Below are 19,453 nucleotides of genomic sequence, written 5' to 3' on the forward strand. Positions count from 1 at the left end.
CCCCGCTAAGGAGCACAACCCAGATGGAGAACGAGGACAGGCTCCGCGATTATCTCAAGCGGGCCACCACCGATCTGCGCAGTGCGCGCCGGCGCCTGCGCGAGGTCGAGGAGCGCGAGAACGAGCCCGTCGCGATCATCGGGATGAGCTGCCGCTACCCCGGCGGCATCGAATCGCCCGAGGACCTCTGGCAGTTGGTGGCCGAAGGCCGGGACGCCGTGGTGGAGTTCCCCGCCGACCGCGGCTGGGACGTCGAATCCCTCTACGACCCCGACCCGGACCACGCGGGCACCTCCATCACCCGGCACGGCGGCTTCCTCCAGGACGCCACGGGCTTCGACCCCGCGTTCTTCGGGGTCAGCCCGCGCGAGGCCCTCGCGATGGACCCGCAGCAGCGCCTGCTCCTCGAAACCTCCTGGGAGGCCTTCGAGCGCGCCGGCATCGACCCGGCCCAGGCCAGGGACTCCAGGACCGGTGTGTTCGCGGGCGTCATGTACAACGACTACGCGTCGCGGCTGACCCAGGCGCCCGAAGGGTTCGAGGGCTTCCTCGCCAACGGCAGCGCGGGCAGCATCGCCTCCGGCCGGATCGCCTACACGCTCGGCCTCGTCGGCCCCGCCGTGACGGTCGACACCGCCTGCTCCTCGTCGCTCGTCGCCCTGCACCTCGCGATGGTGGCGCTGCGCCGTGACGAGTGCTCCCTCGCACTCGCGGGCGGTGCCACCTTCATGTCGACGCCGCGCACGTTCGTCGAGTACAGCCGCCAGCGTGCCCTGTCCGTCGACGGCCGCTGCAAGGCCTTCTCCGACAGCGCCGACGGCACCGGCTGGGGCGAGGGCGTCGGCATGCTCCTGGTGGAGCGCCTCTCCGACGCCCAGCGCAACGGCCACCCCATCCTCGCGGTCGTACGCGGCTCCGCCGTCAACCAGGACGGCGCCTCCAACGGCCTCACCGCGCCCAACGGCCCCTCCCAGCAGGCCGCCATCAACCAGGCCCTGGCGAGCGCACGGCTCACCCCCGCGCAGGTCGACGCGGTCGAGGCGCACGGCACCGGCACCACCCTCGGCGACCCGATCGAGGCCCAGGCCCTCATCGCGACCTACGGCGCCGAGCGCACGGACGACCGCCCCCTGTGGCTCGGCTCGCTGAAGTCGAACATCGGCCACTCCCAGGCGGCGGCCGGCGCCGGCGGCATCATCAAGATGGTCATGGCGATGCGGCACGGCACGCTGCCCAGGACCCTGCACGTCGACGAGCCGAGCAGCCACGTCGACTGGTCGGCGGGCACCGTGGCGCTGCTGACCGAGGGCCGGCAGTGGCCGGAGACCGGCGAACCACGCCGCGCCGGCGTGTCCTCGTTCGGCGTCAGCGGCACGAACGCCCACATCATCCTGGAAGAGGCGCCCGCGCCCGATCCGGAGTCCACGACGGACACCGCGGCTCCGGCCCCCGTGGCACAGCCCGCGGTCACGCCGTGGGCACTGTCGGCCCGGACCCCCGACGCCCTGCGCGCCCAGGCCGACCGCCTCCGCGCCGCCCTGACGACCACCAGCGACTTCGACCCCGCGGGCGTCGGCTTCTCGCTGGCCACCACGCGCTCCGCGTTCGAGCACCGTGCCGTACTCCTCGCCGAGGACAGGACCACTACCCTCGACCGCCTCACCGCACTCGCCGAGGGCCTGAGCGGCCCTGGCGTCGTACTCGGCGAGGCGACGCGACACCGGCTGGGTTTCCTGTTCTCGGGGCAGGGTTCGCAGCGGCTGGGGATGGGGCGTGAACTGGCCGCCCGTTTCCCGGTGTTCGCGGAGTCTCTGGACGCGGTGCTGTCGGAGTTCGACCCCGCCGTACGTGAGGTGCTGTTCGGCGAGGACGCCGACGCGCTCAATGCGACAGGTGTGACCCAACCCGCGCTGTTCGCCGTCGAGGTGGCCCTCTTCCGTCTCCTGGAGTCGCTCGGGGTGCGCCCCGACGTCCTCGCCGGACACTCGATCGGCGAGCTGGCCGCCGCACACGTCGCGGGCGTCTGGTCGCTGACCGACGCCGCCAAGGTGGTGTCCGCGCGTGCCGGGCTGATGCAGGCGCTGCCGTCAGGTGGCGCGATGGTCGCGATCCAGGCCTCGGAGGCGGAGCTGGCCTCGGACCTGTCCGACACGGTGGGTGTCGCGGCGGTCAACGGCCCGTCCTCCGTGGTTATTTCGGGCGTCGAGGCCGATGTCGAGGCAGTGGCGGAGCGGTGGCGTGCGGCGGGTCGCAAGGTGTCCCGTCTCAAGGTCAGCCACGCGTTCCACTCGCCTCTGATGGACCCGATGCTGGACGAGTTCCGTACGGTCCTGGAGTCCGTTTCGTACGCGGCTCCGTCGATCCCGATCGTCTCGACGCTGACGGGTGCGCGCGCCACCGCCGATGAGCTGACCTCGGCGGAGTACTGGGTACGGCACGTCCGCGAGTCCGTACGTTTCCACGACGCGGTCGTGGCGTTGGAGGAGCAGGGCGCCGACGTCTTCCTGGAGATCGGTCCCGGCGGTGTGCTCTCGGGTCTCGGGCAGCTCAACGCCCCTGAGGCCGCCTTCGTCCCCGCGCTGCGCGGCGACCGTCCCGAACTCGTGGCTCTGACGACCGCCGTCGGTCAACTGCACGTACGCGGCGTCGAGGTGGACCTGGCGGCCCTCTTCGAGGACGGTACCGAGCGCGTCGACCTGCCCACGTACGCCTTCCAGCGCGAGCGCTACTGGCTGGACGCTCCGGTCGTGGAGCCGGGTGTCGAGCGGATGTCGCCGGTGGAGGAGCGGTTCTGGGAGGTCGTCGAGGAGGGTGATCCGGCGGATCTCGCCCGCACGTTGGGTGTGTCCTCGGACGACCCCCTGAGCGCGGTCCTGCCTCGGCTCTCGGCGTGGCGCAGGAAGCAGCGGGACCGGTCGACGGCCGACGGCTGGCGCTATCGGGTCGAGTGGCGGCCGGTGGCCGTCGAGGGCCGGCCGGTCGAAGGTGCGTGGCTGATCGTTGCCGCGACGGGTGAAGAGCGTGCCGAGTGGGTGCGTGAGTCGCTGACTCGGAACGGTGCGGGCGATGTGCGCGTCCTGCACGTGGATCCGGAATCGGCGGACTGGGCAGGGGAGTTGGCGGGGCTTTCGTCGTTCGACGGAGTCGTCTCGCTGCTCGGGCTCGCGGACGCGGGCGGGGCGACCGTGCCCGTCGGCGTCGCGGCCACGATCGGTCTCGTGCGCGCCCTGGACGACGTGGACGCGCCGCTCTGGTGCCTGACATCGGGTGCGGTCTCGGTCGACGAGGGCGAGTCCGTCGACGGGTTCGAGCAGTCGATGCTGTGGGGCCTCGGCCGCGCCGCCGCGCTGGAGCACCCCGACCGCTGGGGCGGTCTGGTCGACCTGCCCGGCACGCTGGACGACGCGACGGGAGATCTTCTCGCTGCCGCCCTCGCCGCTTCGGCCGGTGTCGATGAATCGACGGACGCTGCCGGTCGGCGCGGCCTCGCCGACGGGAACGCTCCCGCCGTGACGTCGGGAGAGGACCAGATCGCCCTGCGCGGCGACCGGATCCTCGGCCGCAGGCTGGTGCCCGCCCCGCTCGGCGAGGCAGCCGACGCCTCCGGCGAGCCCTGGACGCCGCGCGGCACCGTGCTCGTCACCGGCGGCACCGGCGCCCTGGGCGGCCACGTGGCGCGCTGGCTCGCGACGCACGGAGCCGAGCACATCGTGCTCGCGGCACGTCGCGGCCGCGCCGCCGTGGGTGCCGAGGAACTGGAGTCCGAGCTCGTCGAGTTGGGCGCGCGCGTCACCTTCGCGACCTGTGACGTGGCCGACCGGGACGCCGTCGCGGCGATGCTGGAGAGCATCCCGGCGCTGACCGCCGTCGTCCACACGGCGGGCGTCGAGCGCTCGGCCGCCCTGGCCGACCTCGACCCGGCCGACCTCACCGGATTCGGCGAGGTCCTCGCGGCCAAGGCCGACGGCGCGCGGAACCTGCACGAGCTGCTCGCCGAGCGCGACACCGAGCTGGACGCGTTCGTGCTGTTCTCGTCCATCGCCGGTGTGTGGGGCAGCGGCGGCCAGGCCGCCTATGGTGCGGCCAACGCCTACCTGGACGCCCTCGCGGACCACCGCACGGCCGCGGGCCTGCCCGCCACGGCCGTCGCGTGGGGCCCGTGGGGCGGTGGTGGCATGGTCGAGGACTCCGGGCAGGGCGCCCACCTCCAGCGCCTCGGCCTGGCCACGATGGACCCCGAGGCGGCACTCGCCGGGCTCGGCTCCGCCATCGAACGCGGTGACACCAAGGTCACCGTCGCGGACGTCGACTGGACCCGCTTCGCCGCGACCTTCATGGCGCAGCGCCCGAGCGCCCTCCTCCGTGAACTTCCCGACGTACAGGCCGCGTTCGAGCCCGCCCCCGCCGAGCAGGCCGGTACGTCGGCCCTCGCGCAGCGCCTCGCGGGCCTCCCCGCGGCCGAGCAGGAGCGGCAGCTCACCGAGCTGGTCCGCACCGAGGCCGCCGCGGTCCTCGGCCACGCGTCCGCCGACGTCTTCTCCGCGACGCGCGCATTCCGCGAGCTCGGCTTCGACTCGCTGACCGCCGTGGAACTGCGCGCCCGGCTCAGCGAGGCCACCGGCGTCGCCCTGCCCGCGGCCGTGGTGTTCGACTACCCGACCGCCGCCGCCCTCGCCGCCTACCTGCGCGAGGAACTGTCCGGAGCCGCGCCCGCGGCCACCGGCCCCGGCACCGTCGCGGGCGTGACCGACGAGCCGATCGCGATCGTGGCGATGGCGTGCCGCTACCCCGGCGGCGTGGCGACCCCGGAGGACCTCTGGCAGGTCCTGCTCTCGGGCGAGGACGCCGTCACCGACTTCCCGACCGACCGCGGCTGGGACGTCGAGGCGCTGTACGACCCCGACCCGGACACGGCGGGCGTCGGCACGACGTACTCCCGCAGGGGAGCCTTCCTCGACGGCGTGGCGGACTTCGACCCGACGCTCTTCGGGATCTCGCCGCGTGAGGCCCTGGCGATGGACCCGCAGCAGCGCCTGCTCCTTGAGACCTCTTGGGAGGCGTTCGAGCGGGCGGGCATCGACCCGAACTCGCTGCGCGGCAGCCGGTCCGGTGTCTTCGTCGGCACCAACGGCCAGGACTACACGACGCTGATGATGGCCGCGCCCGACAGCGTCGACGGCTACTTCGGCACCGGCAGCGCGGCGAGCGTCATCTCCGGCCGCCTCTCGTACACCTTCGGCCTCGAAGGCCCGGCCGTCACCGTGGACACGGCGTGCTCGTCGTCGCTCGTCGCCCTGCACCTCGCGGTGCAGGCGCTGCGCAAGGGCGAGTGCGAACTCGCCCTCGCGGGCGGCGTGACCGTGATGTCGACGCCCGCCGCCTTCGTGGAGTTCAGCCGCCAGCGCGGCCTCTCGGTCGACGGCCGCTGCAAGGCCTTCGGCGCGGACGCGGACGGCACCGGCTGGGGCGAGGGCATCGGCATGCTCCTCGTCGAACGCCTCTCCGACGCCCAGCGCAACGGCCACCAAGTCCTCGCTGTCGTACGCGGATCCGCCGTCAACCAGGACGGTGCGTCCAACGGTCTGACCGCCCCGAACGGCCCCTCCCAGCAGCGCGTCATCCGCGCCGCCCTCGACGAGACCGGCCTCACGCCGTCCGACGTGGACGCGGTCGAGGCGCACGGCACCGGCACCAAGCTGGGCGACCCCATCGAGGCGCAGGCGCTCCTCGCCACGTACGGCCAGGACCGCCCTGCCGACCGGCCGCTGCTGCTCGGCTCGATCAAGTCGAACATCGGTCACACGCAGGCGGCCGCCGGTGTGGCCGGCGTGATCAAGATGGTCATGGCGATGCGCCACGGCGTCCTGCCCAAGACCCTGCACGCCGACGAGCCCTCGCCCCACGTGGACTGGTCCGTCGGTGCGGTGGAGCTGCTCTCCGAGCAGCGCGCATGGCCGGTCACCGACCGGCCGTTGCGTGCCGGTGTGTCGTCGTTCGGCTTCAGCGGCACGAACGCGCACGCCATCATCGAGCAGGCCCCCGCCGTGCCGGAGCAGGAAGCGGCCGCGGAGCCGCTGCCCGCGGGCACGGTCGTCCCGTGGACGCTGTCGGCCAAGAGCCCCGAGGCGCTCCGCGAGCAGGCCGCGCGGCTCACGTCCTTCCTGGACGCGGCGCCGGACCTGGCCGTACCGGACGTCGCCCGCGCGCTGGCGTTCTCGCGAGCCGCCCTCGAACACCGCGCGGTGGTGTCCGCCACGGAGCCCGCCGAGTTCCGGTCGGCGCTGAGCGCGCTCGCCGAAGGGCGGGGCGGCCCGGGTGTCGTGCTCGGCGAGGCCGTTCCGCACCGGCTGGGTTTCCTCTTCTCGGGCCAGGGTTCGCAGCGGCTGGGGATGGGGCGTGAACTGGCTTCCCGTTTCCCGGTGTTCGCGGAGTCGCTGGATGCGGTGCTGTCTGAGTTCGACCCCGCCGTACGCGAGGTTCTGTTCGGCGACGACACTGACGCGCTGAACGAGACGGGCGTGACGCAGCCCGCGCTGTTCGCGGTCGAGGTCGCGCTGTTCCGGCTCCTTGAGTCGTGGGGCGTGCAGCCCGACGTTCTGGCCGGTCACTCGATCGGTGAGCTGGCCGCCGCGCACGTGGCGGGTGTGTGGTCCCTCGCGGACGCCGTGAAGGTCGTGTCGGCGCGGGGCGCGCTGATGCAGGCGCTGCCTGAGGGCGGCGCGATGGTCGCCATCCAGGCGACGGAGGCCGAGGTCGCCTCGGACCTGTCCGACACCGTGGGTGTCGCGGCGGTCAACGGCCCGTCCTCCGTGGTGATTTCGGGTGTCGAGGCCGACGTGGACGCGGTCGCCGAGCGTTGGCGTGAGTCGGGTCGCAAGGTGTCCCGTCTGAAGGTCAGTCACGCGTTCCACTCGCCGTTGATGGATCCGATGCTGGAGGAGTTCCGTGCGGTCCTGGAGAGCGTTTCGTACGTCGCTCCGGCGATTCCGATCGTTTCGACGCTGACCGGATCGCGTGCCGCGGCCGAGGAGTTGACCTCGTCCGCGTACTGGGTGCAGCACGTCCGTGAGTCGGTGCGGTTCGCCGACGCGGTCGGCACGCTCGTCGACGAGGGCGTGGCGACGTTCGTGGAGATCGGCCCCGGCGGGACGCTGTCCGCGCTCGGACAGGAGTCCGCGCCGGACGCCACCTTCGTACCGACGCTGCGCGGCGACCGCTCCGAAGAGATGTCCGCCACGACGGCCCTGGGCCACCTGCACGTACGCGGTGTCGATGTCGACTGGGAAGCCTTCCTGGCCGGTCGTGGCACCCAGCGCGTCGACCTGCCGACGTATGCCTTCCAGCGCGAGCGCTTCTGGCTGGACGCTCCGGTCGTGGAGCTGGGCGTCGAGCGGATGTCGCCGGTGGAGGAGCGGTTCTGGGAGGTCGTGGAGGAGGGTGATCCGGCGGATCTCGCCCGCACGTTGGGTGTGTCCTCGGACGACCCGCTGAGCGCGGTCCTGCCTCGGCTCTCGGCGTGGCGCAGGAAGCAGCGGGACCGGTCGACGGCCGACGGCTGGCGCTATCGGGTCGAGTGGCAGTCGGTGACTGCCGGAACAGGGCGCCTGAACGGTGACTGGCTGATCGTTGCCGCGACGGGTGAGGCGCGTGCCGAGTGGGTGCGTGAGTCGCTGACTCGGAACGGTGCGGGCGATGTGCGCGTCCTGCACGTGGAGCCGGAATCGGCGGACTGGGCCCAGGAGTTGAGGGGACTTGCATCTCTCGACGGCGTGGTTTCGCTGCTCGGGCTGGCTGATGCGGGCGGGGCGACCGTGCCCACGGGTATCGCGGCGACGGTCGGTCTGTTGCAGGCTCTTGGTGACGCGGACGTGCGTCTGTGGTCGCTGACGTCGGGTGCGGTGTCGGCGGGTGCGGACGACGCGGTCGTCGGGTTCGAGCAGTCGATGTTGTGGGGTCTTGGCCGCGTGGCCGCCCTGGAGCAGCCGGGCCGTTGGGGCGGCCTGGTCGACCTGCCCGAGACGCGGGACGACAGGACCGGCGATCTGCTGGTCTCCGTCCTCGCCGGCACGAGTGGCGACGACCAGGTCGCGCTGCGCGGCGGCAAGATCCTGAGCCGCAGGCTGGTGTCCGCTCCGGTGCGCGGGGCGGCCGGGGACGGCTGGTCCCCGCGCGGCACGGTCCTCGTCACCGGTGGTACCGGCGCCCTGGGCGCGCATGTCGCCAGGTGGCTGGCGGGCAAGGGCGCCGAGCACCTGCTGCTGACCAGCAGGCGCGGCGCGGCCGCCGAGGGCGCGGAGGAGCTGCGTGCGGCGCTCACCGCGCTCGGCGCCCGGGTCACGATCGCGGCCTGCGACGCGGCCGACCGGGACGCGCTGGCGGACGTACTCGCCTCCGTGCCCGCGGAGTTCCCGCTCACCGCGGTGGTGCACGCAGCCGGCATCGAGCGCTCGGCCACCCTCGCCGACCTCGACCCGGCCGACCTCACCGAGTTCGGCGAGGTCCTCACGGCCAAGGTCGACGGCGCGCGGAACCTGCACGAGCTGCTCGCCGAACACGGCACCGAGCTGGACGCGTTCGTGCTGTTCTCGTCCATCGCCGGTGTGTGGGGCAGCAGCGGGCAGGGTGCATACGCGGCCGCCAACGCCTACCTGGACGGCCTCGCCGACCACCGCAGGGCCGCGGGCCTGCCCGCCACCGCGGTCGCCTGGGGCCCGTGGGGCGGCGGCGGCATGGTCGCGACCGACGAGCAGACCGCGCAGCTGCACCGCTGGGGCCTGGGCACGATGGCTCCCGACGTGGCGATCGCGGGTCTGGCCACGGCGGTGGAGCGCGGTGACGGGAACGTCGTCGTCGCGGACGTCGACTGGGCCCGGTTCGCCGGAACGTTCATGGCGCAGCGCCCCAGCGCGCTGCTCGGTGAACTGCCCGAGGTCCGCGCCGTGTTCGATGCGGCGCCCGCAGAACAGGGCGGCACGTCGGCACTCGCGCGGCGCCTCGCCGAGGTGGACGCGGCCGAGCAGGAACGGCAGCTCACCGAGCTGGTCAGGTTCGAGGCCGCCGCGGTCCTCGGCCATGTGTCCGGCGACGCCCTCTCCCCGACACGTGCGTTCAAGGAGCTCGGTTTCGACTCGCTGACGGCCGTGGAACTGCGCGCCCGACTTCGCGAGGCGACGGGCATCGCGCTGCCCGCGACCCTGGTGTTCGACTACCCGACGGCCGCCGCGCTCGCCGCCTACCTGCGCGAAGAGCTGTGCGCGGTGGACGCGACGCCCACCGCCGCCACCCCTGCCGCCGTCTCCGGCGTGATCGACGAGCCCATCGCGATCGTGTCGATGGCGTGCCGGTTCCCCGGCGGGGTGACGGGGCCCGAGGACCTGTGGGACTTCCTCAGGTCGGGCGGGGACGCCGTCACGGAGTTCCCCGCCGACCGCGGCTGGGACGTCGAGGCGCTGTACGACCCCGACCCGGACGCGGTGGGAACCACGTATCTGCGCTCCGGCGCGTTCCTCTCGGACGTGAGCGGATTCGACGCGGGCTTCTTCGGCATCTCGCCGCGCGAGGCCCTCGCGATGGACCCCCAGCAGCGGCTGCTCCTCGAAACCTCCTGGGAACTCCTGGAGCGGGCCGGGGTCGACTCGGCGTCGCTGCGCGGTGAGCGCGTCGGCGTGTTCGTCGGCTCGAACGCCCAGGACTACGGCCTCGTCCTCGGTGATGCGGCCGAGGACGTCGGCGGCTATGTGGCGACCGGCAACGCGGCGAGCGTGGCCTCGGGCCGACTGTCGTACACCTTCGGCTTCGAGGGCCCCGCCGTCACGGTCGACACCGCGTGCTCCTCGTCGCTGGTCGCCCTGCACCTCGCGGTGCAGGCGCTGCGCACGGGGGAGTGCGAGATGGCCCTGGCGGGTGGCGTCACCGTGATGTCGACGCCCGGCGCCTTCATCGAGTTCAGCCGCCAGCGCGGCCTGTCGCTCGACGGCCGCTGCAAGGCCTTCGGCGCGGACGCCGACGGCACCAGCTGGGGCGAGGGCGTCGGCATGCTCTTCGTCGAGCGCCTCTCGGACGCCCGGCGCAACGGACACCCCGTCCTCGCGGTCGTACGCGGCTCCGCCGTGAACCAGGACGGCGCCTCCAACGGCCTCACCGCCCCGAACGGCCCCTCCCAGCAGCGCGTCATCCGCCAGGCCCTGGCCACCGCGGGTCTGACCCCGGCCGACGTGGACGCGGTCGAGGCGCACGGCACGGGCACCAAGCTGGGCGACCCGATCGAGGCCCAGGCGCTCCTCGCCACGTACGGCCAGGACCGTCCCGAGGACCGGCCGCTGTGGCTGGGTTCGGTGAAGTCCAACATCGGTCACACGCAGGCGGCCGCCGGTGTCGCGGGTGTCATCAAGATGGTGATGGCCATGCGCCACGGCGTCCTGCCCAAGACCCTGCACGCGGACGAGCCCTCGCCGCACGTGGACTGGTCGGCGGGCGCGGTGGAACTGCTCTCCGACGAGCGTGAATGGCCCGCCACGGACCGGCCGTTGCGTGCCGGTGTGTCGTCGTTCGGTTTCTCCGGCACGAACGCGCACACGATCATCGAGCAGGCCCCGCAGGTCGACGCGGTCGAGCCGGTCGAGGCTGTTGAGCCGGTACGTGACGGTGGCGTGGTGCCGTGGGTGCTCTCGGCCGGTGACGAGGGCGCGTTGCGTGGGCAGGCGGAGCGTCTGCTGTCCCTGGTGGATGCGCACGAGCCCGTCGACGTCGGCTACTCGCTGGCTACGACGCGTTCGGCATTGGACCACCGCGCGGTGGTCGTGGCCGCCGACCGTGCCGAGTTCGTGTCCGCGCTGACGGCTCTGGCCGACGGCCGGACGACGGGTGCCGTGGTCAGCGGAGTGGCCGCCGAGTCCGCCCGGGTGGGCTTCCTGTTCTCAGGGCAGGGGTCGCAGCGGCTGGGGATGGGGCGTGAACTGGCGTCCCGTTTCCCGGTGTTCGCGGAGGCGCTGGATGCGGTGCTGGGGGAGTTCGACCCGGTCGTACGTGAGGTTCTCTTCGGCGAGGACGAGGGCGAGCACGCCGATGCTGACGCCGCCGCGCTCAACGAGACGGGCGTGACCCAGCCCGCGCTGTTCGCGATCGAGGTGGCTCTCTTCCGTCTCCTGGAGTCGTGGGGCGTGCGCCCCGACCTGCTCGCGGGCCACTCCATCGGTGAGCTTGCCGCCGCACACGTATCGGGTGTCTGGTCGCTGACGGATGCCGTCAAGGTGGTGTCCGCGCGTGCCGGGCTGATGCAGGCGCTGCCGTCCGGCGGCGCGATGGTCGCGATCCAGGCGTCGGAGGCGGAACTCGCCTCGGACCTGTCCGACACGGTCGGCATCGCCGCGGTCAACGGCCTGTCATCCGTGGTTATTTCGGGTGTCGAGGCCGACGTCTTGGAGGTCGGCGAGCGTTGGCGCGAGACGGGCCGCAAGACGTCCCGTCTCAAGGTCAGCCACGCCTTCCACTCGCCTCTCATGGACCCGATGCTGGACGAGTTCCGCACGGTCCTGGACAGTGTCTCCTACGAAACCCCTGCCATCCCGATCGTCTCGACGCTGACCGGTCGCCCCGCCACGGCCGAGGAGCTTGCCTCCCCCGAGTACTGGGTGCGCCACGTGCGCGAGTCCGTCCGGTTCGCCGACGCCGTCGGCACGCTCGTGGGCGAGGGCGTGGGCACGTTCGTCGAGGTCGGTCCCGGCGGCACGCTGTCCGCGCTGGGTCTCGGCTGTGCTCCCGACTCCGTGTTCCTTCCGGCGCTGCGTGCGGACAGGGCCGAGGAGAACGCGCTGGTCGGCACTGTCGGCGCACTGCACACGCACGGCGTGGCGGTCGACTGGGCCGCGTACTTCGCCGGTCGTGGTGCTCGGCGCGTCGAGCTGCCGACGTACGCCTTCCAGCACCGGCGCTACTGGATGGACGCCGCGCCCGTCGCCGTCGAGGCCGCGCCGAACGCGGACGAGGCACGGTTCTGGGCCGCGGTGGACGGCGAGGAGGCGTCCGCGCTCGCGTCGTCCCTCGGCATCACCGACGACGGGGCGACCGATTCGCTCCGCGCCGTGCTGCCGTTCCTGACGTCCTGGCGACGCCGGAGCCACGAGAAGTCCACCCTGGACGCGTGGCGTTACACCGTCGGCTGGAAGTCCGTCGGCGTCCCGGCGACGACGCCGCCCTCGGGCACCTGGCTGGCCGTACTGCCTGCCGGTGACGAGCGCGCCGCCGCGCTGAGCGCACTGCTCGCGGACAGCGGCCTGACGTTCGACACGGTCGAGGCCGACGCCCAGGCGTCGGACCGCGCGGGTCTCGCCGGCGCGCTGCGCGCGGCCGCCGCCCGGGTGCTCTCGCGGGGCGACGAGCTCGGCGGAGTCCTCTCGCTGCTCGCGTTCGACGAGTCGCCGCACGCCGACCACCCCGCGGTGCCGCGGGGCGTGGCGGCCACCCTCGCGCTGATCCAGGCGCTCGGTGACACGGACGTCCAGGCACCCCTGTGGTGCGCGACGTCCGGCGCGGTGGCCGCGGTCGCGGGTGACCAGGTCACGGGCTTCGCACAGTCGATGGTGTGGGGCCTCGGCAGGGCCGCCGCACTCGAACTCATCGACCGCTGGGGCGGGTTGATCGACCTGCCCGAGGCAAGGGAAGAGGCGGCGTCGGAGACGGACGCGCTGGACGAGCGCGTGGCCGCGCGGCTGTGCGGGCTGCTCGGCGGCGCTGAGGACCAGGTCGCCGTACGCGGGACCGGGGTGTTCGCACGCCGGCTCCGCCGCGCCGACCGGGTCGCCCCGGAAGCCGGTACCGGCTGGACGCCGCGCGGCACCGTCCTGGTGACCGGCGGCCTCGGTGCCCTGGGCGCGCGGGCCGCGCGCTGGTCCGCCGAGCGCGGCGCGGACCACGTCGTCCTGGCGAGCCGTCGCGGCGCCGAGGCGGAGGGCGCCGCCGAGCTGACGGCCGAGCTCGTCGGGCTCGGCGCGCGCGTCACGGTCGCCGCCGTGGACATCGCGGACCGGGACGGGCTCGCCGCCCTGCTCGACGGCCTCGCCGCCGCCGGGGACCAGGTCGACGCCGTCGTCCACACCGCGGGACTCAACGACAGCGCCCCGGTCGGCGAGACCGACCTCGCGCGCTTCGCGCACGTCGTCGGCGCCAAGGTGGCCGGTGCCGCACACCTGCACGAACTGCTCGCGGACAAGCCGCTCGACGCGTTCCTGTCCTACTCCTCGATCGCCGGTATCTGGGGCAGCGGCGGCCAGGTCGGCTACAGCGCGGCCAACGCCTACCTCGACGCGCTCGCCGAGCACCGCACCGCGCACGGCCTGCCCGGCACCGCCGTGGCCTGGGGCCCGTGGGGCGGCGGCGGAATGGCCGACGACGAGGCTCAGCGGCAGCTCTCCCGGCGCGGACTCCTGTCCCTGGCGCCCGAACTCGCGGTCGGCGCCCTCGCCGACGCGGTCGCGGGCGGCACGCCGACCACCGTGGTGGCGGACGTCGACTGGGAGCGGTTCGCGCCCGCGTTCACCGTGGGCAGGCCGAGCCCGCTGCTCTCCGACCTGCCCGAGGCACGCGACGCCGTCGCGGGGCGGACCGAGAACTCTTCGGGCCCTGCGGAGTCCGACCGGGACGGGGCCGCGCTGCGGGGCCGTCTGACCGGCCTGGACGCGGCGAAGCGGGGCGAGCTGGTGCGCGGCCTGGTGGCCGCGGAGGCCGCCGCCGTCCTGGGGCACGCCACGGCAGGCGCGGTCGACCCGGACCGGGCCTTCCGCGACCTGGGCTTCGACTCGCTGACCGCCGTGGAACTGCGCAACCGGCTGACGGCCGCGACCGGCCTCACCCTCCCCGCGACCGTCGTCTTCGACTACCCCAACCCCGCGGCGCTCGCCGACCACCTCCTGACGGTGGTCCTGGAACCGCTGGGCGGTACGGACCCGGCGCGGGACACCGCGCGGCAGGACGTGACCGACGAGCCGATCGCGATCGTGGCGATGGCCTGCCGCTACCCCGGCGGCGTCGCCAGCCCCGAGGACCTGTGGCGGGTGCTCAGGTCGGGCGGGGACGCGGTGACCGACTTCCCGGCCGACCGCGGCTGGGACATCGAGGCGCTGTACGACCCGGACCCCGCGGGGATCGGCACGACGTACTCGCGCAAGGGCGCCTTCCTCGACGGCGTGGCGGACTTCGACGCGACCTTCTTCGGCACCTCACCGCGTGAGGCCCTGGCGATGGACCCGCAGCAGCGGCTGCTCCTGGAAACCTCCTGGGAGGTCTTCGAGCGGGCGGGCATCGACCCGAACTCGGTGCGCGGCGAGCGCGTCGGCGTGTTCGTCGGATCGAACGTGCAGGACTACGGCCTCGTCCTCGGTGAAGCCGCCGAGGACGTGGGCGGACACGTGGCGACGGGCAGCGCGGCGAGCGTCATGTCCGGCCGCCTGTCGTACACGTTCGGCCTCGAGGGCCCGGCCGTGACCGTGGACACGGCGTGCTCGTCGTCCCTGGTCGCCCTGCACCTGGCCGCGCAGGCACTGCGCTCCGGCGAGTGCGAGATGGCGCTCGCGGGCGGTGTCACCGTGATGTCGACGCCCGGCGCGTTCATCGAGTTCAGCCGCCAGCGCGGGCTCTCCGTGGACGGCCGCTGCAAGGCCTTCTCGGACAGCGCCGACGGCACCGGGTGGGGCGAGGGCATCGGCATGCTGATCGTCGAGCGCCTCTCCGACGCCCGGCGCAACGGCCACCAGGTCCTCGCCGTCGTACGGGGATCCGCGGTGAACCAGGACGGTGCGTCCAACGGTCTGACCGCCCCGAACGGCCCCTCTCAGCAGCGCGTCATCCGCCAGGCGCTGGCCAGCGCGGGCCTGCACCCGTCCGACGTGGACGCGGTCGAAGCCCACGGCACCGGCACCACCCTCGGCGACCCGATCGAGGCACAGGCCCTGCTCGCCACCTACGGCCAGGACCGCGCCGCCGACCGGCCGCTGCTGCTCGGCTCGGTGAAGTCCAACATCGGCCACACCCAGGCCGCCGCCGGCGTCGCCGGAGTGATCAAGATGGTGATGGCCATGCGGCACGGCGTACTGCCGCAGACGCTGCACGTCACCGAGCCGTCCTCGCACGTGGACTGGACGGCCGGCGCGATGGAACTGCTCACCGGCGAGCGGGCCTGGCCCGCCGTCGACCGGCCGTGGCGGGCCGGCGTGTCGTCCTTCGGCTTCAGCGGGACCAACGCGCACACCATCATCGAGCAGGCCCCCGAACCGGAGGCCCCCGACACCGAACCGGCGGAGCAGGACGCGCCCGGCGTCGTGCCGTGGATCCTCTCGGCGCGGACCGCCGATGCCCTGCGGGCACAGGCGGCCCGCCTCCAGGCGGAGTTGGGGCGCGCCGACGCGGCCGCGTCGGTCGCCGACGTCGCCCACTCGCTGCGCTCCCGCGCGCTGTTCGACCACCGGGCCGTCCTCGTCGGCCTCGAAAGGGACGACTTCGGCACCGGCCTCGCCGCGCTGGCCGAAGGCCGCGAGGCACCCGGCGTCGTCACGGGCACGGCAGGGCACCGCGGCACCGGAACGGTGTTCGTCTTCCCCGGCCACGGCACGCAGTGGGTCGGTATGGCCCTCGAACTCCTCGACACTTCACCGGTGTTCAGGGAGCGGATGCAGGAGTGCGCCGAAGCACTCGAAGAGCACGTCGACTGGACGCTCATCGACGCCATCGGCGACCCCGATCTGATGGAGCGTCTGGACGTCGTCCAGCCCGCCCTGTTCGCCGTGATGGTCTCCCTCACCGCCGTCTGGCGTTCCTGGGGCGTCGAGCCCAGCGCCGTGCTGGGGCACTCCCAGGGCGAGATCGCCGCGGCCTGCGTCGCGGGCGCCCTGTCCCTGCCGGACGCGGCACGCCTCGCCGTCCTGCGCAGCAAGGCGCTCACCGCGCTGGCGGGCCGGGGCGGCATGGTCTCGGTCGCGCTCGCCAAGGAGGACGCGCGGGAACTCCTCACGCGCTGGGAAGGACGCCTCGCCGTCGGCGTGGTGAACGGCCCCGCCTCCGTCGTCGTCTCCGGTGACGCCCCTGCGCTGGACGAACTCATCGAGGTCTGCGCCGAACAGGGCGTATGGGCGCGGCGGGTCCAGGCGGACTACGCCCCGCACTCCCACCACGTCGAGCAGGTCGAGGCCGACATCCTCGCGGGCCTGGCCGACGTGACGCCGCGCACCGGCGACGTGCCCTACTTCTCGCCGCTGACCGGCGACTGGCTGGACACCCGGGAGCTGGACGCCGCGTACTGGTACCGCAGCCTGCGCAGGACGGTGGAGTTCGCGGACTCCGTCACCGCCCTGGTCGCCGCGGGCCACACCACCTTCGTCGAGGTCAGCCCGCACCCGGTCCTGGCGGCCGGACTCGGCGAACTCGCCGGACCCGAAGGCCTGGTGGTCGGCTCGCTGCGGCGCGGCGACGGCGGCATCGACCGGCTCATCGACTCCGCCGGCAGGCTCTTCGTACGCGGCGGCCGGGTGACCCTGCCGCTGCCCGCGGCCCGCCAAGTGGACCTGCCCACCTACCCGTTCCAGCGTGAGCGCTTCTGGCCCACGACGACGCACGCCGCACCCGGCGACGTGACCTCGGCAGGCCTCGGCCGCGTGGACCACCCCCTGCTCGCCGCCGTCACCGAACTCGCGGACTCCGAGGGCCTCGTGTTCAGCGGCAGGATCTCCGCGCGCACCCACCCCTGGCTGGCCGACTACCGCATCCTGGACACCGCGGTACTGCCCGGCGCCGCCTACGTGGACCTCGCGCTGCGCGCCGGTGACCACGTCGGCTGCGCGTCCCTGGACGACCTGGTCCTCGAAGCGCCCCTGGTGCTGCCCGAACGGGACGGCGTCCAGATCCGGCTCAGCCTCGAAGGACCCGACGCCACCGGCACCCGGGCGTTCACCGTCGACTCCCGGCGGGACGACGGCGGCGGCTGGACCCGGCACGCCACCGGCACCCTGACGGGCGAGGCACGCCCCGTCACCGACGACCTCGTCGCCTGGCCGCCGAGCGAGGCCGAACCCGTCGACCTCGACGGCCACCGCGCCACCGTCGCCGCCTCCGGCATCGACCACGGCCCCGCCTTCCAGGGCCTGCGCGCCGCCTGGCGCAAGGGCGACGAGGTGTTCGCCGAAGTGGCACTGCCCGACGGCCTCGCCGACGAGGGCTTCGGGCTGCACCCCGCCCTCCTGGACGCCGCACTGCACACCGTCGGACTCGGCGTGAGCTCGGACGGCCTCCCCTTCTCCTGGGCCGGGGTACGCCTGTTCGCGACCGGGGCGACGGCACTGCGGGTCCGGCTGACGCCGGCCGGCGTGGACGCCGTGGCCGTGCTCGTCACCGACGGCTCCGGTGAACCGGTCGCCACCGTCGACGAGTTGAGCCTGCGGCCGCTCTCCGCCGACCAGCTCGACGCCGCACGCTCCGCCCACCGCGACTCGCTGTTCGAGGTGAAGTGGGTCCCGATGCCGGACGCCGCGCCCGACCACGGCACCTGGGCGGTCATCGGCGGCGACACCGCCCGCCTCACCCAGGCACTCACCGCCGCGGGCGAGCCGGTCGACGAGCACGCCGACCTGGCCGCACTGCGCGCCGCACTCGACGCGGGCCTGCCCGCACCGCGGTGCGTGGCCGTGACGCCCGGCGAAGGAGCGACGAGCCCGCGCGAGGCGACGCACCTCACCCTGGACCTGCTCCAGGAGTGGCTCGCCGACGACCGGTTCGCCGCGTCGCGGCTCGTGCTCGTCACGAGCGGAGCGGTGGCGGCGGGGCCGGAGGACGCCGTACCCGACCTGGTGCGCGCCCCCGCGTGGGGCCTGGTCCGATCGGCACAGACCGAGCACCCCGACCGGTTCGTCCTCGTCGACGTCGACGGGCACGACAAGTCGCTGCGCAGGCTGCCCGCCGCCGTCGCCACCGGGGAACCCCAGGTGACCGTAAGGAACGGCACCGCCACCGTGGCCAGGCTGGCCCGCCTCGCCGCTCCTGCCGACGCCTCCGAGCAGACCGGGTTCACCCCCGAGAGCACGGTGCTCGTCACCGGCGGCCTCGGCGTACTCGGCGGCCTGACCGCACGCCACCTGGTCACCCGCCACGGCGTACGGGACCTCGTCCTGACCGGCAGGCGCGGACCCGCCACCCCGGGCGCGACGGAACTGCGCACGGAACTCGCCGCACTGGGCGCCCGGGTCACCGTCGTGGCCTGCGACGTCAGCGACCGCGCCGCGGTCGCCGCACTCCTCGCCGAGCACCCCGTCACCGCCGTCGTGCACACGGCGGGCGTCCTCGACGACAGCGTCATCGAGTCCCTGACAGCGGCGCGCATCGACACCGTGTTCGGCCCCAAGGCCGACGCGGCGCTGCACCTGCACGAGCTGACCCGGGACGCGGACCTCACGGCATTCGTACTGTTCTCCGCGGCCGCCGGTGTGTTCGGCGGCCCCGGACAGGGCAACTACGCGGCCGCCAACACGTTCCTCGACGCGCTCGCCCAGCACCGCAGGGCGGCGGGGCTCCCCGCGACGTCCCTCGCCTGGGGCCTGTGGGCCGAGGCCAGCGGCATCACGGGGCACCTCGACGACGCCGACGTACAGCGGATGGCCAGGGGCGGCATGACGCCGCTGTCCTCCGCCGACGGCATGGCACTGTTCGACGCGGTGCGCACCACCGGCACCGCGACGGCGATGCCCGCCGTGCTCGACCTGGCCGCACTGCGCGCCCACCCGGAACAGGTGCGGCCCCTGCTGCGCGGCCTCGTCCCGACGCCGGCCCGCAGGACCGCACGCTCCGGCGAAGGCCCGGGAACGGTCTCGCTGGCCCAACGGCTCGCCGGGCTCACCGAGGCGGAGCAGGACCGAACCCTGGTGCGGCTCGTCCGCACCCACACCGCGGCCGTGCTCGGCTTCGCCGGCCCGGAGGCCGTCGAGGCGGACCGGGCGTTCAAGGAACTCGGCTTCGACTCGCTCACGGCCGTGGAACTGCGCAACAGGCTCGACGCCGAGGTCGAATCGCGACTGCCCGCCACCCTGGTCTTCGACCATCCCAACCCGGCGGCACTCGCGGCCCACCTGCGGACGACGGTGCTCGCCGGCGACGGCACACCCGCCGCCGCGGTCCTCGGCGAGCTGAACAAGCTGACCGTCGCCATCTCCAAGCTCGACCCGGACGACGCCCTGGCCGGGGACATCCGGCTGCGGCTCAGGTCGCTCCTGTCCACCTGGGACGAGAGCGAACCCGAGCCCGCCGCCGACGACTTGACCTCGGCAACGCTCGATGACGTCTTCGACATCATCGACGAGGAGCTCGGAAAGTCCTGACCTGCGGGTACGTACTCGCACCAAACCGACAAGCCCGCTACGGACTCCCATCACGACGGGTACGGACTCTCACCCAGAGGGGTATCAAGCACATGTCGACCGAC

1 protein-coding gene is annotated in these 19,453 nt (G+C 73.7%); it reads left to right on the top strand.

What is annotated here, in order from left to right:
* Nucleotides 1-23: 23 nt before the first annotated feature.
* Nucleotides 24-19,349 (top strand): type I polyketide synthase, encoded by a 19,326-nt coding sequence (locus ACIO9J_RS42295; RefSeq protein ID WP_402010951.1) that lies wholly within the window; start codon nucleotides 24-26, stop codon nucleotides 19,347-19,349.
* The last annotated feature ends 104 nt before the right edge of the window (nucleotides 19,350-19,453 follow it).

Source organism: Streptomyces sp. NPDC087300 (assembly GCF_044744425.1).
In the GTDB taxonomy this organism is placed as follows: Bacteria; Actinomycetota; Actinomycetes; order Streptomycetales; family Streptomycetaceae; genus Streptomyces.